This window comes from Staphylococcus sp. Mo2-1 (assembly GCF_046721385.1).
GTDB classification, from domain to species: Bacteria; Bacillota; Bacilli; order Staphylococcales; family Staphylococcaceae; genus Staphylococcus; species Staphylococcus equorum_A.
Genome location: NZ_JBEUUK010000001.1, coordinates 1,196,966 through 1,216,523, shown reverse-complemented (window position 1 = coordinate 1,216,523; position 19,558 = coordinate 1,196,966). Strand labels below are relative to the sequence as shown.

General features: G+C 31.9%; 14 protein-coding genes, 8 pseudogenes and 2 other annotated features. Of the genes and pseudogenes, 20 read left to right on the top strand and 2 right to left on the bottom strand.

The window, feature by feature from the left end; genetic code table 11:
• Positions 1-256: 256 nt before the first annotated feature.
• Positions 257-836: pseudogene (locus tag ABLV95_RS06140) on the bottom strand (DNA-3-methyladenine glycosylase I).
• A gap of 59 nt (positions 837-895) precedes the next feature.
• Positions 896-1,137: a binding site (T-box leader), on the top strand.
• Between the two features lie 42 nt (positions 1,138-1,179).
• Here ABLV95_RS06140 and ABLV95_RS06135 point away from each other — a divergent pair.
• From ABLV95_RS06135 to ABLV95_RS06095, 9 genes and pseudogenes are all read left to right on the top strand, one after another.
• Positions 1,180-3,811: pseudogene (locus ABLV95_RS06135) on the top strand (valine--tRNA ligase).
• 11 nt (positions 3,812-3,822) lie between these two features.
• A pseudogene (locus tag ABLV95_RS06130) lies at positions 3,823-5,086 on the top strand (bifunctional folylpolyglutamate synthase/dihydrofolate synthase).
• Between the two features lie 308 nt (positions 5,087-5,394).
• A pseudogene (locus ABLV95_RS06125) lies at positions 5,395-6,214 on the top strand (squalene/phytoene synthase family protein).
• A gap of 312 nt (positions 6,215-6,526) precedes the next feature.
• Positions 6,527-7,231: a prepilin peptidase gene (locus tag ABLV95_RS06120; protein WP_427704277.1), complete on the top strand. Its 705-nt coding sequence runs from the start codon at positions 6,527-6,529 to the stop codon at positions 7,229-7,231.
• Positions 7,228-7,906, top strand: a pseudogene (radC, locus tag ABLV95_RS06115) (RadC family protein). Before ABLV95_RS06120 ends, radC begins: the two are co-directional and overlap by 4 nt.
• A gap of 185 nt (positions 7,907-8,091) precedes the next feature.
• Positions 8,092-9,156, top strand: a complete 1,065-nt coding sequence (locus ABLV95_RS06110; RefSeq protein WP_427704279.1) for a hypothetical protein — start codon at positions 8,092-8,094, stop codon at positions 9,154-9,156.
• A gap of 69 nt (positions 9,157-9,225) precedes the next feature.
• Positions 9,226-10,497: a hypothetical protein gene (locus ABLV95_RS06105; protein WP_460872705.1), complete on the top strand. Its 1,272-nt coding sequence runs from the start codon at positions 9,226-9,228 to the stop codon at positions 10,495-10,497.
• A gap of 238 nt (positions 10,498-10,735) precedes the next feature.
• Positions 10,736-11,584 (top strand): aldo/keto reductase, encoded by an 849-nt coding sequence (locus ABLV95_RS06100; protein WP_460876624.1) that lies wholly within the window; start codon positions 10,736-10,738, stop codon positions 11,582-11,584.
• A gap of 150 nt (positions 11,585-11,734) precedes the next feature.
• Complete coding sequence (locus ABLV95_RS06095; protein WP_427704285.1) at positions 11,735-12,016, top strand: hypothetical protein; 282 nt, start codon at positions 11,735-11,737, stop codon at positions 12,014-12,016.
• A 148-nt stretch (positions 12,017-12,164) separates the two neighbouring features.
• On the opposite strand, the gene ABLV95_RS06090 is transcribed toward ABLV95_RS06095, so the two are convergent.
• Complete coding sequence (locus ABLV95_RS06090; RefSeq protein ID WP_071561853.1) at positions 12,165-12,344, bottom strand: hypothetical protein; 180 nt, start codon at positions 12,342-12,344, stop codon at positions 12,165-12,167.
• A gap of 147 nt (positions 12,345-12,491) precedes the next feature.
• On the opposite strand from ABLV95_RS06090, the gene ABLV95_RS06085 reads away from it, so the two are divergent.
• The 11 genes and pseudogenes from ABLV95_RS06085 (at position 12,492) to ruvB (ending at position 19,558) form a co-directional block, all read left to right on the top strand.
• Positions 12,492-12,950, top strand: a complete 459-nt coding sequence (locus ABLV95_RS06085; RefSeq protein ID WP_460872704.1) for a DUF4930 family protein — start codon at positions 12,492-12,494, stop codon at positions 12,948-12,950.
• A gap of 70 nt (positions 12,951-13,020) precedes the next feature.
• On the top strand, positions 13,021-13,179 hold the full coding sequence (locus ABLV95_RS06080; RefSeq protein ID WP_460872703.1) for a hypothetical protein: 159 nt from the start codon (positions 13,021-13,023) through the stop codon (positions 13,177-13,179).
• A 422-nt stretch (positions 13,180-13,601) separates the two neighbouring features.
• Positions 13,602-14,444 (top strand): rod shape-determining protein MreC, encoded by an 843-nt coding sequence (mreC, locus tag ABLV95_RS06075; protein WP_285323317.1) that lies wholly within the window; start codon positions 13,602-13,604, stop codon positions 14,442-14,444.
• Complete coding sequence (gene mreD, locus ABLV95_RS06070) at positions 14,444-14,968, top strand: rod shape-determining protein MreD (protein WP_427704287.1); 525 nt, start codon at positions 14,444-14,446, stop codon at positions 14,966-14,968. The genes mreC and mreD overlap by 1 nt, the downstream gene beginning before the upstream one ends.
• A 29-nt stretch (positions 14,969-14,997) precedes the next feature.
• Positions 14,998-15,071 (top strand) — a sequence feature (ribosomal protein L21 leader region).
• Between the two features lie 13 nt (positions 15,072-15,084).
• Positions 15,085-15,393 (top strand): 50S ribosomal protein L21, encoded by a 309-nt coding sequence (gene rplU, locus ABLV95_RS06065; protein WP_065338186.1) that lies wholly within the window; start codon positions 15,085-15,087, stop codon positions 15,391-15,393.
• A gap of 2 nt (positions 15,394-15,395) precedes the next feature.
• Positions 15,396-15,717 (top strand): annotated as a pseudogene (locus ABLV95_RS06060) (ribosomal-processing cysteine protease Prp).
• An 11-nt stretch (positions 15,718-15,728) separates the two neighbouring features.
• Positions 15,729-16,010 carry a 50S ribosomal protein L27 gene (rpmA, locus tag ABLV95_RS06055; protein ID WP_460872701.1) on the top strand — a complete coding sequence of 94 codons (282 nt, stop codon included), beginning with the start codon at positions 15,729-15,731 and terminating at the stop codon, positions 16,008-16,010.
• Positions 16,011-16,145: 135 nt separating this feature from the next.
• A pseudogene (gene obgE, locus ABLV95_RS06050) lies at positions 16,146-17,442 on the top strand (GTPase ObgE).
• Positions 17,443-17,453: 11 nt separating this feature from the next.
• The gene (locus tag ABLV95_RS06045) at positions 17,454-17,909 is read left to right on the top strand and encodes an ACT domain-containing protein (protein ID WP_040762881.1); all 456 of its coding nucleotides are present in this window, start codon (positions 17,454-17,456) and stop codon (positions 17,907-17,909) included.
• Positions 17,910-17,921: 12 nt separating this feature from the next.
• A complete protein-coding gene (gene ruvA / locus ABLV95_RS06040; RefSeq protein WP_427704288.1) occupies positions 17,922-18,524 on the top strand; it encodes a Holliday junction branch migration protein RuvA in 603 nt (200 codons plus the stop codon).
• A gap of 30 nt (positions 18,525-18,554) precedes the next feature.
• A pseudogene (gene ruvB / locus ABLV95_RS06035) lies at positions 18,555-19,558 on the top strand (Holliday junction branch migration DNA helicase RuvB).

The window sequence follows — 19,558 nt, the reverse complement described above, 5'->3', positions numbered from 1 at the left end:
TAAAAATAGTCACAAAAAACGAGATTTATAAAAGTTTTAAATTTTACAACACTTTTCTATTTATTTAAAATTAAAAATGTAGAATCGCTACTCTGTGAATTGCCAATATAAAAAATAAGGCTGAGACAAAATACATGTCTCAGCCTTATTTTTTATATAGTCTATTGAAATAATTTGGGTTTTGGGCGGGCATTTTGTTGAATCATGCTGAAAGATATCGAAAAATAAAATTTTCTCAAAAGGGAATGATCTATGGCTAATTAAAGCCTTTGCCTCGATAATGCTTTGGATTATTAGGACATGATTGCATATGTGCATTATACAAACCGGCAGACTTCTAAAAATGAATAAACTGTCACTGGCCCTAAAAATTTAAAACCATAACGCTTCAATGTTTTCGATAATTCTGTTGCGCGTGTGTCTACAGTAATACGATCACTTGGATGTGTATAGCCACAATCGATAGGTTGGTGATCTACATATGACCATAGAAAATCACTGAAACTTCCGAAGTCTTTTTCTATTTCAAAATATCCTTTTGTTTGTCCTACAATAGCTTCTATCTTTTTTCTATTATGAACGATATTAGGAAATGTCATCAAGCGGTCTATATCATCTGGTGTCATTTTGGAGATAAGCACTGGATCAAAGTCATAAAAAGCTTCTTCGTAAGATGCTTTTTTCTTTAAAATTGTTAACCAGGAAAGACCAGCATGTTGTGATTCTAAAGCCATCAGTTTAAATAATTTCAAGCTATCATAAAGTGGTTGGCCCCACACTTCATCATGATATTCCAGATAGGTTGGATCTTTTGTGCCAAATGCGCATTCATTCATATATTTTCACTCCATTCCATTGACTTATCTTAACATCCATTATACTATAATTAAGTAAAGAAATATTGTCTACTGGGAAGAGTAAATAGGCTTAGATTTAACAGAGAGTACATGTATGCTGAGAATGTACAGTTTAACTTATTGAAGGTAGCCCACATTGAACTTTAGCTGAAATACTACAATGTAATTGTATGTAAAATAGGTTAAAGCGTGTTTGAGCGTTAATCATAATTTTAAGTGCTTGAAATTAGTGAACTAATTTCTTGAATTTAGGTGGTACCACGGGAAATCCGTCCTATATATTTATAGGGCGGATTTTTTATTTTAAGGAGGATTTTAACGAATGGAAATGAAACCAAAATATAATCCGAACGAAGTTGAGTCAGGGCGCTATGAAGAATGGCTTGATAAGGGCTATTTTAAAGCGTCTGAAGATAATACAAAAGAAACATACACAATTGTTATCCCACCACCAAATGTAACGGGTAAATTACACCTAGGACATGCATGGGATACAACGTTGCAAGATATATTGACACGTATGAAACGTATGCAAGGTTACGATACTTTGTATTTACCTGGTATGGACCATGCTCGGTATAGCAACACAAGCCAAAGTAGAAGCTAAATTAAATGAGCAAGGATTATCTCGTCATGATTTAGGTCGTGAAAAATTCCTTGAACAAGCCTGGGATTGGAAAGAAGAATACGCTACATTTATTAGAAAACAATGGGCTAAACTAGGATTAGGTTTAGATTACAGCAGAGAAAGATTTACATTGGATGAAGGATTGAGTAAAGCAGTTAATAAAGTATTCGTTGATATGTATAAGAAAGATTTAATCTATCGCGGAGAATATATTATTAACTGGGATCCCATCGCTCGTACTGCGTTATCAGATATTGAAGTTATTCATGAAGACGTACAAGGTAAATTTTATCATTTTAAATATCCTTATGCAGATGGTGAAGGCTATATAGAAATCGCTACAACACGTCCTGAAACAATGTTAGGTGATACTGCGATTGTTGTGAATCCTAATGATGATCGTTATAAAGATATCATTGGCAAAAAAGTTATATTACCAATCCTAGGTAGAGAATTGCCTATCTTAGCAGATGATTATGTAGATATTGAATTCGGTAGTGGTGCTATGAAAGTAACACCTGCGCATGATCCAAATGACTTTGAAATCGGTAACCGTCATGACTTAGAACGCATTATTGTTATGGATGAATCTGGTAAAATGAATGACAAAGCTGGTAAATACGAAGGTTTAGATAGATTTGACTGTCGTGAACAGCTTGTAAAAGATTTAGAATCTGAAGGTTTAGTTATTAAAATAGAAGAGCATGAACATTCTGTTGGTCATTCTGAACGTTCTGGTGCAGTTGTAGAACCTTATTTATCTACACAATGGTTTGTAAAAATGAAACCTTTAGCAGAGCAAGCATTAGATAATCAAAAAACAGATGATAGAATCGATTTTGTACCTGCAAGATTTGAAAAAACATTTAACCGTTGGATGGAAGAAATTAGAGATTGGACAATTTCACGTCAATTATGGTGGGGACATCAAATTCCTGCATGGTATCACAATGAAACTGGCGAAATTTACGTCGGTGAAGCAACACCAGAAGATATTGAAAATTGGACACAAGATGAAGATGTATTAGACACATGGTTCTCTAGTGCATTATGGCCATTCTCAACGTTAGGTTGGCCAGACGTTGAAGCTGAAGACTTCGAGCGCTACTTCCCAACGAATGCATTAGTAACTGGTTATGACATCATCTTCTTCTGGGTGGCAAGAATGATCTTTCAAGGATTAGAATTTACTGGAAAACGTCCTTTCGATGATGTATTATTACATGGATTGGTCCGTGCAGAAGATGGACGTAAAATGAGTAAATCTCTAGGTAACGGTGTTGATCCAATGGATGTTATCGATGAGTATGGTGCAGATAGCCTAAGATATTTCTTAGCAACTGGTTCTTCACCAGGTCATGATTTACGTTACTCTACTGAAAAAGTTGAATCTGTATGGAATTTTATCAATAAAATTTGGAATGCGACTCGATTCAGTTTAATGAATATTGGGGATGACTTTAAAGTTGAAGATGTAGACTTATCAGGTAATCTATCATTAGCAGATAAGTGGATTTTAACGCGCTTAAATGAAACGATTGCTAACGTTACAGATTTAAGTGACAAGTATGAGTTTGGTGAAGTTGGTCGTACGCTTTATAACTTCATTTGGGATGATTTCTGTGATTGGTATATTGAAATGAGTAAAATACCAATGAATAGCGATGATGAAGCACAGAAACAAGTAACGCGTTCTGTACTAACTTATGTGTTAGATAATACAATGAGAATGTTACACCCATTCATGCCATTTGTTACTGAACAAATTTGGCAAAATCTGCCACATGAAGGTGAAACAATTGTTAATGCACCTTGGCCTAAAGTGAACGATGCATTGATTTTTGATGAAAGTAAAGAAACGATGCAACAACTTGTTGAAATAATTAAATCTGTTAGACAATCACGCCTGGAAGTAAACACACCATTATCTAAAGCAATACCTATTTTCATTAAAGCAAAAGATGAAAATGTTAAAGATACGCTAGTAAATAATTCAAATTATATAGATAGATTCTGTCATCCTAGTGAACTTACAATCGATACAGCAGTTGAAATACCTGAAAAAGCGATGACATCTATTACTACAGTCGGTGAAGTTGTTTTACCACTTGAAGGTTTAATCGACATGGATAAAGAGATTGAGAGATTAGAAAACGAACTTGGGAAATGGGAAAAAGAATTGGATCGTGTTAATAAAAAATTAGCAAACGATAACTTCGTTAATAAAGCACCTGAAAAAGTAATCAATGAAGAACGTGAGAAAAAACAAACGTATCAAGAAAAATACGAGGGTGTTAAATTACGAATTAATCAATTAAAAGCATAGGAGTCCTAAACATGAATTACCTAGATAGCTTATATTGGATACATGAAAGAACTAAATTTGGCATTAAACCAGGCATTAAGCGTATGGAATGGATGTTGGAACGATTAAACAATCCTCAATTTAATATAAATGGTATTCATGTAGGTGGCACGAATGGAAAAGGATCCACAGTTGCATATTTAAGATCAGCGCTTGTTGATAATGGATATGAAGTGGGTACTTTCACTTCGCCATTTATTGAAACCTTTAATGAGCGTATAAGTTTAAATGGGATACCGATTAGTGATGATAATATTGTTGAATTAGTTCAAAAAGTAAAGCCAGTAAGCGAAGCATTAGAAGTTGAAACAGAGCTTGGAACAGCCACTGAATTTGAAATCATTACTACGATGATGTTTTTATACTTTGGTGAATTACACCCAGTTGACTTTGTAATAGTTGAAGCGGGATTAGGGATAAAAAACGATTCAACGAACGTTTTTAAACCGATATTAACAATTCTCACAAGTATAGGACTAGACCACATTGAAATTCTAGGGGATACTTATACTGATATAGCAAAAGATAAAGGCGCAATCGTCAAACCTAATACACCAATTATCTATGCAGTGAAAAATGAAGATGCGCTTAAAGTAATTCGTGGTTGTGTTGAGCAACAGAATACTGAAGGTATAGAGTTTGATCGCGATATTAGTATCGTTTCACAAGAAGAAGAATTTACTTATCGTTATAAAGACTATGAATTAGAAACCTTACTATTAAATATGTTGGGTGAGCATCAAAAAGAAAATGCGACTTTAGCAATAACTGCACTTATTGAACTAAACGAATCAGGCATTGTTGATTTAGATTTCAACAAGATGATAGATGGTATTGAATCAGTAAGTCTGGACTGGGAGAATTGAGCAAGTTAAAGAAAAGCCTTTGATGATTGTTGATGGCGCACATAATGTTGAAAGTGTTGAGGCTTTGATTAGTACAATGAAGGATTATTATCACGTTGATAGTCTAGATATCTTGTTTTCTGCAGTAAAAGGGAAGCCAATTAATACGATGGTAGACCAACTTAAAACAATTGCTTCAACGTTTTATGTTACTGATTTTGATTTTCCTCGTGCATTAACTAAAGACGCTATTTTTGAAGAAATACGATTTGATCAAAAAGAACTTGTTGATGATTATGTGAAGTTTATTGAAACATATGAAGGTGATGGATTAATCATAACTGGAAGTTTATATTTCATTAGTGAAGTTAAAGCAAAAGTTAATTTTTAGATTTTATTAAACAATAGTGAAACTGTGCTGATTTTAATTAAATAAAGAGTTATTCAATAAGAAAGCTAGTTATTATTTAGCGTTATTGAGTCAGGATTAATGATTTATTCTGACTTTAATGTAAAAGTAACTGGCTTTTTTATATAATAGTTTTATGAAAAGTGAAGATTTGTTTGATTATTTGTGTAAATTGTAATTAATGTGTCGTTTAACGCGAATAATTATTGTTGATTTTTTAGCTATTTAGCAATTCCTATTTTAATTTGTAATAATATGATAGTATTTAAAAAAGGGAGGGAAAGATTAACATGACAGAAAAGAAATTTCCAAAGGATGCAATGCGCGTACTGAAAGAAACAAGCCGTACGTTTTATATTCCGATTACCTTTTTAGAAAAAGAATTAAAACATTCAGTAGCATCTGCATATTTAATACTACGAGCAATTGATGAGATTGAGGATCATGAAGAAGTAGATAATGATTTAAAATATACAATTTTAATGCAAGTGAGTGAATTGTTTAAAGAACCTTTTGATGAAGAAAAATATCTAGAGATTCTTGGCCCTGTGAGAGATATTATGCCTGAAGTTACACTACGTTTAAGTGAGTGGATAGACGCATGTCCCGACAGAACTTTGCCAATCGTTTTAGATTGTTCGAGCGAGATGGCATTCGGTATGGCTAAATGGGCGAAAGCAAACTGGGATGTTCATACACGCGAAGATTTAGATGAATATACATATTACGTTGCGGGGCGTGTCGGTGTCATGCTATCAGAGCTATGGGAATTGTGTGCTTGGTGAAAAAACAGACCGCGATTTAGCCATTGGTTATGGACGTGGACTTCAAGCTGTTAACATTTTACGAAATGAGAAAGAAGATTTAGATGAACGTGGTGTGAGTTTTGTACCGGATGGTTGGACTCGTGCAGACCTGTTTGATTACGCAGATGAAAACTTAGCAAAAGCAGATGCATATATCAATTCAATCCATAAGAGAACGATTATATTATTCGCACGTTTACCATTAGCGCTTGCACATAAATCTTTGAAAGCTATGAAAAATGGCCGTGAAAAAATAACACGTAAAGAAGTCGAAGAAACAGTAGAAGAAGTTAAGAAAAAATAGTATCGAAAAATAATTATTTACTTTATTTTTAAAAGTAACAACAACAAATAACATATTAATTAATAAATACAGAGTGTCTGATTGTGTCTTTCTGTATTCCCTAGTTAAATATGCATATAATTATTACACATACATAAGCGCGTAATTTCTATTTTATTTAAATGCTTTTCCCTTTAAATTGTAGAGATTACAGCGCTTTTTGTGTACTGAAAATTCATTTTAACAAGTTTGCAATTAAAATTTTTAATTAAGTGATAATTTTGTTATTAAATTAAAATGGACGTGCTATAATTTTTATAAGGAGGCACATCATTGATTAAACAACTTTTATTATGTCCAGTTCTATTTAGTTATTTGTACCAGTTGAGCCATGTAAATCAATTAAGGTTAAAATACTTTACCTTACGTTCTCGTTGTGATTATTGTCAAAGCGTACTTAAATTTACCGAAATGATACCAATTTTAAGCTTTTTGTGTTTAAAGGGAAGAAGCAGTTGCTGTCAAAGTAAGTTGAGTTCTTTATATTTAATTGGAGAATTATTATCTATTGTTCCCGCATTTATACTTTCTTACTTATCATTTCCTTTAGATCACACCACCTTTATACTTATATATATATTCCTACTTGTATTTACTATGTATGACATCAAAACTTTTGCGCTGCCACTCCATCTGTACATTATATTTTCGTTATGTGCCTATTTTATTGCACAAGGAAATGTATACCACTGCTTAATCATGACTACGATATTACACCTTTTTTATTTTTTAATACGTCACGGCATTGGTTACGGTGACATACTTCTTTTTTCATTGCTATCTTATTTACTACCATATCCAGATTTTGTGTTAACAATGTTTTTTACGTTTATTTGTGGGGGGATTTTTGCTTTAGTTAGTATGATACTTTTTCGTAATTTAAAGCAAAGAATACCACTTATACCTTTTATTTTTGTTGCTTTTAATTTAACGATGGTGTCTCATCAATATTTAACTTTAGGAGAGGGTCTAATTTGAGAATAAATGAACTAGCAGATAATCAGAAACCGAGAGAACGTTTGTTAAGCTATGGTGCCTCGCATTTATCGCATGCTGAGTTATTAGCTATACTCATTAATACTGGTCGAAAAGGGAGTTCCAGTTTAGATATTGCAAACGAATTGTTGAAGACAGTTGGCAACTTAAAAGAATTAAAAAGGTTATCTATCAGTGACTTAAATAAAATCAAAGGTGTAGGTTTATATAAAGCGCTTATTTTGAAAGCAGACATTTGAGTTAGGAGAACGCATGCATTCAGGTAGCGTAGACGATAAGATTCAAATTTCAAGCCCTAAAGATGTCGCAGATTTCATGATGGGCAAAATGGAGCATTTGACACAAGAGAAATTTATAGCGTTGTTTTTAAATTCTAAAAACGTAATTATTAAGCAAAAGACTATATTTATTGGCACTTTAAATAGCTCAATTGTACATCCAAGAGAAATATTTAGTGAAGCTGTTAAATGTGCGAGTAACGCCATTATTGTATTACACAACCATCCTTCAGGTGATGTTACGCCTTCAACCGAGGATATTAAAACTACTGAAAGGTTAAAAGAATGTGGTCAAGTGCTAGGAATTGATTTATTAGACCACATTATTATAGGTGACCATACTTATTTAAGCATGGTTGAAGAAGGGTATTTTGACTGAAGACTATTTGAGTAACTGAAATAATTTAGCCCTGTTTCCAAGTTTGACTCATTTACATGTGTAGAACATAAGCTACTTGTTCTATATTTTAAAAACATATTAATTTGATAATTAAAAGACCGTTTAGATTGTTGATTTTTTAAATATACTATATATTAAAGAAAGTTATGGAGGAGAACATTTATATGAGAGTCAAAAAAGTATATTTATTACTGATCCAATTTTTAATTATTATTTTATTAATGTCTTTATTATTTACTAAGTCAACTGCTATATTTGCAGTCATATTTGCTTTATCAGCTGCAATTCTTATTATACATATATTGGCGTCGAAGAACGCATGGAAAGTGAAAATCATGTTCGTTTCAATATACACTTTAATCTTAATTCTACAAGAAGTTTTTATAGCTTCTACATTTTTTAATAATAGTAGTATTTGGCTCGCCTTTTTAGTGAAAAATGTCATTGGTATTATTATCATTTTTGTACCATTCTTTGTAAGATACTTACATTATATATACACACTTGAACATCAATTTTCAATGATCAGTAAAACATCAATTAGTTTTGATATGATTAGAGAAATAAATAACAAAAGGAACAGTTTAAAAAAGAATGTTAGTAAAAGTAAAACTGCTTTATCTAAAGAAAATATTCATGAAGTTGCGAATGATATTCCTAGGCATAGTTATATTAAATATTTAAATAGAAATTCACTGAGTGAAAGTTATTTCGCGGAATGTGAAAAAAGTTTAAATGATGAAAATTTGTATATTGTTTTATCTAGCACAGGTAGTTCTGCAAGTGAATTAATTTCACTTTTTACTCAAAAAAATTATAATCATGTTTCTCTTAGTTTAGATAAAGAACTGAAAACAACAATAAGTTACAATGGTGGAGAAAATTTAACTCTACCTGGATTAAACCAAGAACAATTAGAGTCTTTTAATAAAAAAAGTGACGCTAGTATAATGGTATATAAAATTAAAGCTACAAAAGAACAAAAGAAACGTATAATTGAAAAAATCAATGAAATAAATAACGCCGGCAGTGCTTATAATTTAGTAGGACTTGTAACTAAGGCATCTATTAGACCTAATATTATGTTTTGTTCTCAATTTGTATACAGCATTTTGAAAATAGCTAACCTTGAATATTTTGAAGCAAATAATACTAAGGTTAAACCTACTGATTTTGTAGAAAATGATTATTATAGAAAACTAGAATTTTGTTATGAAATTGCTTTTTAATATGTTATTTATAGAAAATTTATATACAAGATTTATGGGTAGTCTAAACTATTAAGAGGAGTGTAATATATGCATAATCGAAAAAAGTATAAAGTAAAACTTGATAACACAGCAATTATTCATATGGCTTCTCATAACAAAAGCTGGTTAAATATATTCAGGTTATCTTTTACTTTGAAAGAAGAAATAAATCCAGTCATATTACAAGAGGCTTTAAATGTAGTTACAGAAAGATTCCCTACAATTGCGACTAGAATATCCAAAGGTATGTTTTGGTATTATCTAGAACCAGTTTATAAAGCACCCAATATAGAAAAAGACACAAAACTATTAAAGTATATGTCTAAAAAAGATTTATATAAAAGTAGTTTTCGCGTATTATATTCAGAAAAAAGTGTACATGTTGAATTGTTTCATTCATTGACTGATGGTAAGGGTGGTATGGTGTTTTTGAAATCATTAGTTTATGAATACCTTAAACGAAAAGAAAATCTACATTTAAAAGATAGAGAAGATATACTAGATATTAATGAGCACCCTAGTAAAGATGAAATAGCAGACAACTATAAAGATATTAAAATAAAACAAAGAAATAAAGTTATTTTCAAGAATAACCAAGTGTACCAATTAAAAGGAAAGACAATAAACAAATTAAAAACAGAAAAATATATTATTGATATAGTAGATATAAAGAAAATAGCTAAAGACATGAATATAAGTTTAACTGTTTTAGTAGCTTCAATGATAATTATGGGGTTAATAAATCTGCAAAAAGAGGAAATGAAAATGCAAAGTCAGAAAGATATTAAAATCTTCTTGCCTATTGATTTAAGAAATGTGTTCCATAAAAACACGTTACGTAATTTTGTCCTCTATATGAAACCTCAAATTAATCCTAAAGTTCAAGATTATAGTTTAAATGAAATTATTAAAACTATTGATAATCAACTTAAGTCAGGATTATCAGAAGATAATTTACGAACAAGGATTCAAAAAAATGTGAGCATACAAAATAATATATTCATCAAAATGATGCCATTATTTCTCAAGCAAATTTTTCTTAAGCGTTCATTTTTATATAGTGAAAAAACAACATGTTTAACGCTATCGAATTTAGGATTAATTCGGATACCATCGGAAATGGATAAATATATAGATAGAGTAGATTGTATACTTAACACTAGATCACGGACACCATACAACTGTAGTATGTTAAGTTATGATAATAAGTTATATATAAATTTAATTAGAGACATTGAGCAACCGTTATTGGAATTGGAAATAAATAAGTTATTAAAAAAATTAAATATTAAGTATGAAGTAGAGAGTAATGAATACTAAAAACTAACTATATATCAAAAAAGAGACAAACTAATACAGTTATTTCTTAGTTTGTCTTTTGCCATTGAAAAAACAATATAACGATTATATAAATCAAAACATCCATCGGTTTTGATTGTCCAAATGTTTCCCCAGATTATTAAAGTATTAAAACGGGTAGAAATAGAAAGTAACGATTATATATAATCAGTTTATTTAGGCTGATTTTTAAATATATGGAAGAAGGGTAGGATTATTAATGACGATGTATGATGAGTTTCGTTTAAATGATGGATCAACTTTACCTCATATAGGATTAGGAACGGTTAATATTCAAGGCGGAAAAGGCGTTAATCAAGTAATAAATGCAATTGATATAGGCTACAGCTTAATAGATACTTCAACTAATTATAACAATGAAGGTATGGTGGGCGAGGCAATTCGTCGATCGTCAATACCTCGAGAACAGATTTATGTAAGTGCTAAATTACCAGGCGCCGCACATGAATATGATAAAGCTATTAATCTTATTCAAGAGTCACTTTATCGTACAGGCTTAGACTATTTTGATAAATATTTAATACATTGGCCGAATCCCAAACAAGGTCAATACGTTGAGGCTTGGAAAGCATTAGTCGATGCACAGAAATATGGTTTAATTAAAACAATTGGTGTTTCTAATTTTATGCCTGAACATTTAGATGAAATTATTGAAGCAACAGGAGTGACACCAACTACTAATCAAATAGAAATTCACCCGTATTTCAATAATAAAGATTTAATAGCAGAAAATGATAAAAGAGGTGTTTTATCAGAAGCTTGGAGCCCTTTAGGTCGTGAAATTAATGATGTTCTTACGAACGATACGATTAAGGCTATTGCTGATAAATATGAGCGTACACCTGCTCAAGTAATTATTAACTGGGTTAATCAAAACCATGTATTTCCAATTGTTAAATCAAGTGATGATGTACATCAACAAGAAAACTATAATTATCTTGATTTTGAATTAGAACAAGAAGACTTGGATAAGATTGATGACTTAGATCAAGGTGAAAGCGGTCGTGTTGAAGATCAAAACCCACGTGAATATGAAGAATTTGTTTAAGCATTTAAAGTAACATTATATATTAAAGACATCCTGATATTGAAAGGGTGTCTTTTTACATATGATTGATTTGTTTTATGAGACACATTAATCTTCCGGTATGCGTCAAGGTAATGTATAATCAAGTTGTTATATAAGGAGGATTATATATTGGGAAGTATCTTATTAATCGGGTTATTGTTACCTGTAGTGTATCTTATGCAACTCACAAAAAAGCGCCAAGCAATTAATTTGAAAAAAACAGGTATTGCCATAGCTGTTTCAGTTATCGGGGTTGTTATTACAACTATATTATTCGTTGTATTTAATCATTCATCAACTTCAATTTGGATTTATTTATTGAGTGCTATAGTGGTAGCGATAATATGGGCACTATTATTAAGTGGCTGTTATTATGTTTATCAGGTGTTAAGTAATGGTGTAGGAAAGTAAGTAAATGACAAGTTTCTATAGTATATGTTAAGTTTTGCTAGTAGTACTTTATAGTTTTTACATATTTTAAGTAAAAGTATTAAATGTTTTAAATCTAATAACACAAAAATGCGCTTAATGGATAATTTAATCCTTAAGCGCTAAAATTTTAATTTATGAAATTGAAATAAGTGTTAAAATTCTCCATTAACCAAAGAATACCTTGGTAACCCAAATATATACATAACACAATAATTCCAATATATATTATAAATCTTAAAATTGATAAACCTACTCTAAATAGTAGTATGACTAAGAGTGCAAGCAGGATTATTGATAAAATACTCATTCTGTATTCACTCCCTTTAAAAACATTGTACTATGAAAATAGGGCGTATGCATCAGTCTATAGATAAGTTTTAAATACTTCTAGAGACTGATGATAATTCGACTGTGAAAAATTATAATATAGAGTGACTTAATAGGAGGATGGTTCATGCGGTTTATTTTCAGTATTGTAAAAAACATTATAGCTGTCATAGCGATAGTAGCAATTGTACTTTTCGCATTAAAATATGCACCTTTTTTAAAAGACCAAGAATGGAACCCAGTACATGATGATAAGCCATCTATGAATAATGAAGCACCTCAACAAAATTTGACTGGTGGCAAACGGTATTCAGTAGAAGATAATGACATCCTTAATAATGTACCGTTTAGTCAAACGAAAAATGTGTTTGATTGGATTAATAAAAAAGAGTTTATGTCAGTCTCAGGTTTAGAAAGAATGGGTTATACTGATGAATACTTGGTCGGTCAACGTGGCGATGAGTTTATTATCTATAAATTTGGCTCAGATTCACTTCGTGTTTATAAGACGGAAATTGAAATGGAACAAGATTTAAATCAATTAGGAGTGCATATTGAACTACAACCACAATCTAGCTACGAGTAATGCGTTTGAATTATAGGGTGAAATGCGTTAGCCTTAAATAAGTAAAAACGTTAAAGGTTGGTGTCCAATTATGAGTGAACAGTCTAAAGATAAGAAAATGGTCGAGCAAGCAAAAGCACAAAATTTATTTGCACGTTGGCGTAAAAAAGAAACATTATATGAAGAAGATGAGAAAAAAGCTAAAAAATCAACTGACGACAACAAATCAGATGAAAAAGAAAATGACTAAAGTAAGTTCACGTCTCTTATAGTAGAGGCGTTTTTTTTATAGTTTGAAACTTGAAGACATTTTGAATGCTTATATAAGCGTATATAAAAAGATTAAACATATAAGATATAAATAAATGTGTTTTCCTCAAAAAGTATTTAATATTAATTTTTAAACAAAAATAATATATTGAATTACTATTCGCAAAATCAAAACTTTTTAATACACTATTGACTATAAGTATTGTTATAATACAATGTATCGTTTAATTTATTACATTTTAATCAAATCTTGAAACGTATCCGTTTAATCTAGTTAAACTGTTGATTTAATATAGGATAAATTTTGTTATGGAATATCAGGGTTCGTGCTTTATTTCGTAACACTAGTGATATAAAATGGTAATAAGAATATAAAATAGTTGGTTAATAGAGGTGTTCAGGTTGTCAAAGTTTTTTAAAAACAACAAACTGATTGTTATACTGTGTGCAATCATTGTGTTTATAGCCTTAATTGGTGTATCTTTGCGTTCACAAACGCAATCACCAGTAGAACAGTATGTTGGAGATACTGTTGCTTTTGGTCAAAAAGCAGTTAGCTATCCTGTACATTTTATAACAGGATCTATCGGTAATCTCTTTGCAAAAGATAGTTCAGAAGAACAAAGTAGTAAGTTAAAGCAATTAGAAGCTGAAAATGAAAGACTAAAAGCTGAAAATAAAACTTACAAAAAAGAATTAGATGTTGAAGATATTTCAAAATATGAACCGATTTCTAGCACAGTATTATCTAGAAATCCTGATCAATGGATGAATACGTTGGTTATAAACCAAGGTTCTAAAGATGGAATAGAAAACAATATGGCTGTGATGACTTCAGAAGGGTTAGTTGGCCGCATCTCTAAAGTGAATCAATTCTCGTCTCAAGTGGATTTAATCTCAACGAACACACGTGCTAATCGATTGTCTGTAAACATTCAACATGATGGAGAAAACGTTTTTGGTTTAATAGATCATTATGATGCTAAGAATGAAGAACTTGTAATTACAGATATAAATAATAAAGATAGTATTAAAAAAGGAGATAAAGTTGTTACGAGTGGCTTAGCAGATCAACTTCCTAGCAGTATTTACATAGGTGAAGTATCTAAGGTTGAAAATGATGAGTACGGTCTATCTAAAGAAGTAAGAGTGAAAACAGCTGCAAGTTTAGCAGACTTAAACCACGTCTATGTTGCTAAAAGAGACCCAAAAACAATACCAGATAATGAAAGCGGGGATAATTAATGCGCGCATTATACTACTTTCTTATTGGTATTGTATTGTTTTATATTGATACTGCAATTGGGCTTGTTATACCAATGCAAATAGGAGATAAAGATATTATTTTCGTGCCACATTTAACGATCATGTACATTTTGATGCTAAGTGTGTATAGAAGTTTTGGTGTAGCGCTGGTTTTATCAGTAGTATTAGGTCTAATTACAGATTTATATTTCGGCAGCTTTTATGGTCTATACCTATTTGGCTATATTTTATTTGTAGTCATCATGGACTTTTTCTTCAAAATATTTTATAGAGATCATACAATGCTGTTTATCATTATTTTACTGAGTACAGTTTTCTTAGAAATTTATGTAGCAATTATGTATAGTATTTTAGGGCTTATTAATTTTGAGTTTATAGATTTTATTATATTTAGATTAATACCTACATTTATATTAAATTTAATTTTACTTACAATTTTATTCCCAATTATTATGAAATTCCTAAGAAAAGTGCAATTGAAGATTGACAGTAAGAAATCCTAATGCTAAAATGCAGTAGTTGAGTAGTTCATAGCTACATACAACCGCTCAGATTCAGGTTCAAGTACATTTATGTCACCTGCATTTGGCGTGACTTAAAATTATAGGAGGTGCAAAGTATGTTTGCTATTATCGAAACAGGTGGAAAACAATTAAAAGTTGAAGAAGGACAAGAAATCTTCGTTGAAAAATTAAATTTAAACGAAGGTGATTCATTCACTTTTGACAAAGTATTATTTGTAGGTGGAGACTCAGTTAAAGTTGGTGCGCCAACAGTTGAGGGTGCTACAGTTACTGCTACTGCTAATAAAGAAGGACGCGGTAAAAAAATCACTGTATTTACTTACAGACGTCGTAAAGACTCAAAACGTAAAAAAGGTCATCGTCAACCTTACACTAAATTAACTATCGACAAAATCAACGCTTAATTATGATTACTGTTGATGTTACATTGAACGAAGTCTGGTCAAGTAACTGATGTTATTATGGATGGTCATGCAGAACATGGCGAATACGGGCATGATATAGTTTGTGCTGGTGCATCCGCAGTTATTTTCGGAAGCGTTAATGCTATCATGGGATTAACAAGCGAAAAACCAGACATTGATTACAATGATGACGGTGGACATTTCCACGTAAGAAGTGTCGATGCTACAAATGAAAAAGCGCAATTAATTCTTCAGGCAATGTTAGTATCATTGCAAACAATTGAAGAAGAATATAAAGAAAATATCAGACTAAATTATAAGTGAGGTGCAACCCAATGTTAAAATTAAACTTACAATTCTTCGCATCTAAAAAAGGGGTAAGTTCTACAAGAAACGGCCGTGACTCTGAGTCAAAACGTTTAGGAGCTAAACGTGCTGATGGTCAATACGTTACAGGTGGATCAATTTTATTCCGCCAACGTGGTACTAAAATCTATCCTGGTGAAAATGTTGGTCGTGGTGGCGACGATACATTATTCGCTAAAATCGACGGCGTTGTTAAATTTGAACGTAAAGGTCGCGACAAAAAACAAGTTTCTGTTTACGCAAGCAGCTGAGTAGTTTTTGTCACCATTAACACCAGAAGTTATGACTTCTGGTGTTAATTTTTTTGTCTTTATTTTCTAGTAGGCAAGATAATGATATAATATAAAAGATATGGAAATTAAGTTTTTAGAAAAAGAGGTGAAATCATGTTTGTCGATCAAGTTAAAATATCACTTAAAGCAGGTGATGGCGGTAATGGTATAACAGCCTACCGTAGAGAGAAATATATTCCATTTGGTGGTCCAGTTGGTGGCGACGGTGGTAATGGTGCGTCAATTATATTTGAAGTTGATGAAGGATTAAGAACTTTATTAGACTTTAGATATCAAACACATTTCAAGGCTAATAGAGGTGGCGCTGGTCAAACGAGTAATATGCATGGTAAAAATGCAGACCACTTAGTTCTAAAAGTGCCGCCAGGCACAATTGTGAAAAATGTTGAAACAGAAGAAGTTGTTGCAGATTTAGTTGAAGATGGTCAACGTGCAACTGTAGCTAAGGGTGGTCGTGGTGGCCGAGGTAACTCTCGTTTCGCTTCTCCAAGAAACCCTGCACCTGATTTTAGTGAAAATGGAGAACCAGGTGAAGAAATAGAAGTTACATTAGAATTAAAATTACTAGCCGATGTAGGATTAGTAGGTTTTCCTAGTGTAGGTAAATCTACCTTGCTCTCAATAGTATCTAAAGCCAAACCGAAAATTGGTGCTTATCATTTCACTACAATTAAACCTAACTTAGGTGTTGTTTCTACAAAAGATCAAAGAAGTTTTGTAATGGCAGATTTACCTGGTCTTATTGAAGGTGCGTCTGAAGGTGTAGGATTAGGGCATCAATTTTTAAAACACGTTGAGAGAACAAAAGTTATTGTTCATATGATTGATATGAGTGGCTCTGAAGGTCGCGATCCATTCGAAGATTATAAAGTAATTAATGAAGAATTAAGTGCTTATGAACATCGTTTAGAAGAGAGACCTCAAATCGTTGTAGCAAATAAGATGGATATGCCAAACGCTGAAGATAATTTAGAAATTTTCAAAGAAGAATTGAATGATGATAGTATTCATATTATTCCTTTATCTACAGTGATGCATGATCATATAGATGAACTTTTATATGCAATTGCAGATAAATTAGAAGAAGTAAAAGACATTGACTTTAGTAAAGAAGAAGAGGAAGACTTGGGTGTTAACAGAGTGTTGTACAAACATACGCCGAGTCAAGATAACTTCACAATTACTAGAGATGATGATGCTCGCATACGTTGTAAGTGGTAAAGCAATCGAAAGAATGTTCAAGATGACTGACTTCAATAGCGACCCCGCAGTACGTAGATTCGCACGACAAATGCGTTCTATGGGCATTGATGAGGCGTTGAGAGCACGTGGTTGTGAAAATGGTGATATTGTAAGAATACTTGGTGGAGAATTTGAATTTGTTGAATAGGAGTGCTTAATTTGGACAAAAAAGACTATAAAAAGTTTTATTTAATTAGAGAAGATGTTTTACCAGAATCAGTTGTAAAAACTTTAAAAATTAAAGATGTATTAAAAAACGATCCGTCATTGTCCATATTTGAAGCAGTCAAACAGTTCGATTTATCTAGAAGTGCATTTTATAAATATCGAGATACTATATTTCCGATAGATGAAAAGATGGAATCAACGAGAGAGTTTACATTAATATTGTATGTCAATGATATTGTAGGCATGTTGGCACAAGTATTAAATACATTATCTAGTTTACAGTTATCTGTGTTAACAATTCACCAAAGTATTCCAATGGATGGTAGAGCAACAATCACACTTTCATTAGATGCCAAGGGCACGGATTTGGAAATTGATGATGTAATGGAAGCTTTAAAAATTATTGATCATATTTCTAAAGTAGAATTAATTAGTATGACTATATAAGGAAGTGTAAACGTGTACGCATATATTAAAGGCACATTAACAGTATTGAATCCTACGCATGTAGTAGTTGAAGCATCAGGTGTAGGATACGAGATTCAAACACCTAATTCTTATCGTTTTCAAAAACAAATGGATCAAGAAGTCGTGATTCACACTTCACTTATCGTAAGAGAAGATGCACAGTTGCTCTATGGTTTTATAAATCAAGAAGAAAAAGATATGTTTTTAAGTTTGATAAAAGTAACTGGTATTGGTCCGAAATCTGCATTAGCAATTTTAGCAAGTAGTTCTCCGAATGACGTCAAAATTGCCATCGAGAACGAAAATGATGCTTACTTAACACAATTCCCTGGAATAGGTAAAAAAACTGCGCGCCAAATTGTATTGGACCTTAAAGGTAAAGTACAGATTAACGAAGTAGATAGCAGTCAGCTATTAAACATGGGAATTGATAGTAATGGTGCAACTGCAATTGTTAATGAAGCAATACTAGCATTAGAAGCATTAGGTTATTCTAAACGTGAATTGACTAAAGTCGAAAAAACATTAACTAAAGAATCATTTGAATCGGTCGATGATGCAGTTAAAAGAGGGTTACAATTACTTATATCATAAATATTACTATATTTAAAAAGGGGGAATGTAATGGATGATAGAATGGTAGACCAATCAGTACATGAAGAGGAAACTTCATTTGAACTTTCTTTACGACCAAGCAAGGTTACGTCAATATATTGGACAATCAGCGATTAAATCGAATTTAGAAGTGTTTATTAAAGCAGCTAAAATGAGACAAGAACCGTTAGATCATGTCCTATTATTTGGTCCCCCTGGATTAGGTAAAACGACTTTGTCTAACATCATTGCGAATGAAATGGAAGTGAATATTAGAACGATTTCTGGGCCGTCCGTAGAACGACCAGGTGATTTAGCAACGATTCTTTCTAGTTTACAACCAGGAGACGTTTTATTTATTGATGAAATTCACAGGTTAAGTAGTGTTGTTGAAGAAGTATTATATCCTGCAATGGAAGATTTCTTCTTGGATATCGTTATTGGTAAAGGAGAAGAAGCGAGAAGTATTCGTATAGACTTGCCACCTTTTACTTTAATAGGTGCTACTACAAGAGCAGGTAGTTTAACAGCTCCTTTACGCGATAGATTCGGTGTTCATCTCAGATTAGAGTATTACGAAGAACCTGAATTGGAAGAAATCATTGTGCGTACCGCAGAAGTATTAGGTACGTCTATCGATAAGGAAAGTGCAACAGAATTAGCTAAACGTAGTCGCGGCACGCCAAGGGTAGCCAATCGTTTGTTAAAACGTGTACGTGATTTTCAACAAGTGAAAGAAGATGAATCAATCAGCATAGATACTACAAAGCAATCTCTGCAGTTATTACAAGTAGATGATGAAGGGCTAGATTACATTGATCATAAAATGATGAATTGTATATTGCAGACAGTATAAAGGTGGACCTGTTGGTTTAGATACGATTGCTGTTTCTATTGGAGAGGAACGCATTACAATTGAAGATGTATATGAACCCTTTTTAATTCAAAAAGGATTTATTGAGCGTACGCCAAGAGGACGGAAAGCGACACCTTATGCATTTGAACATTTTAGCAAGAATGGAAAGAGGGAATAA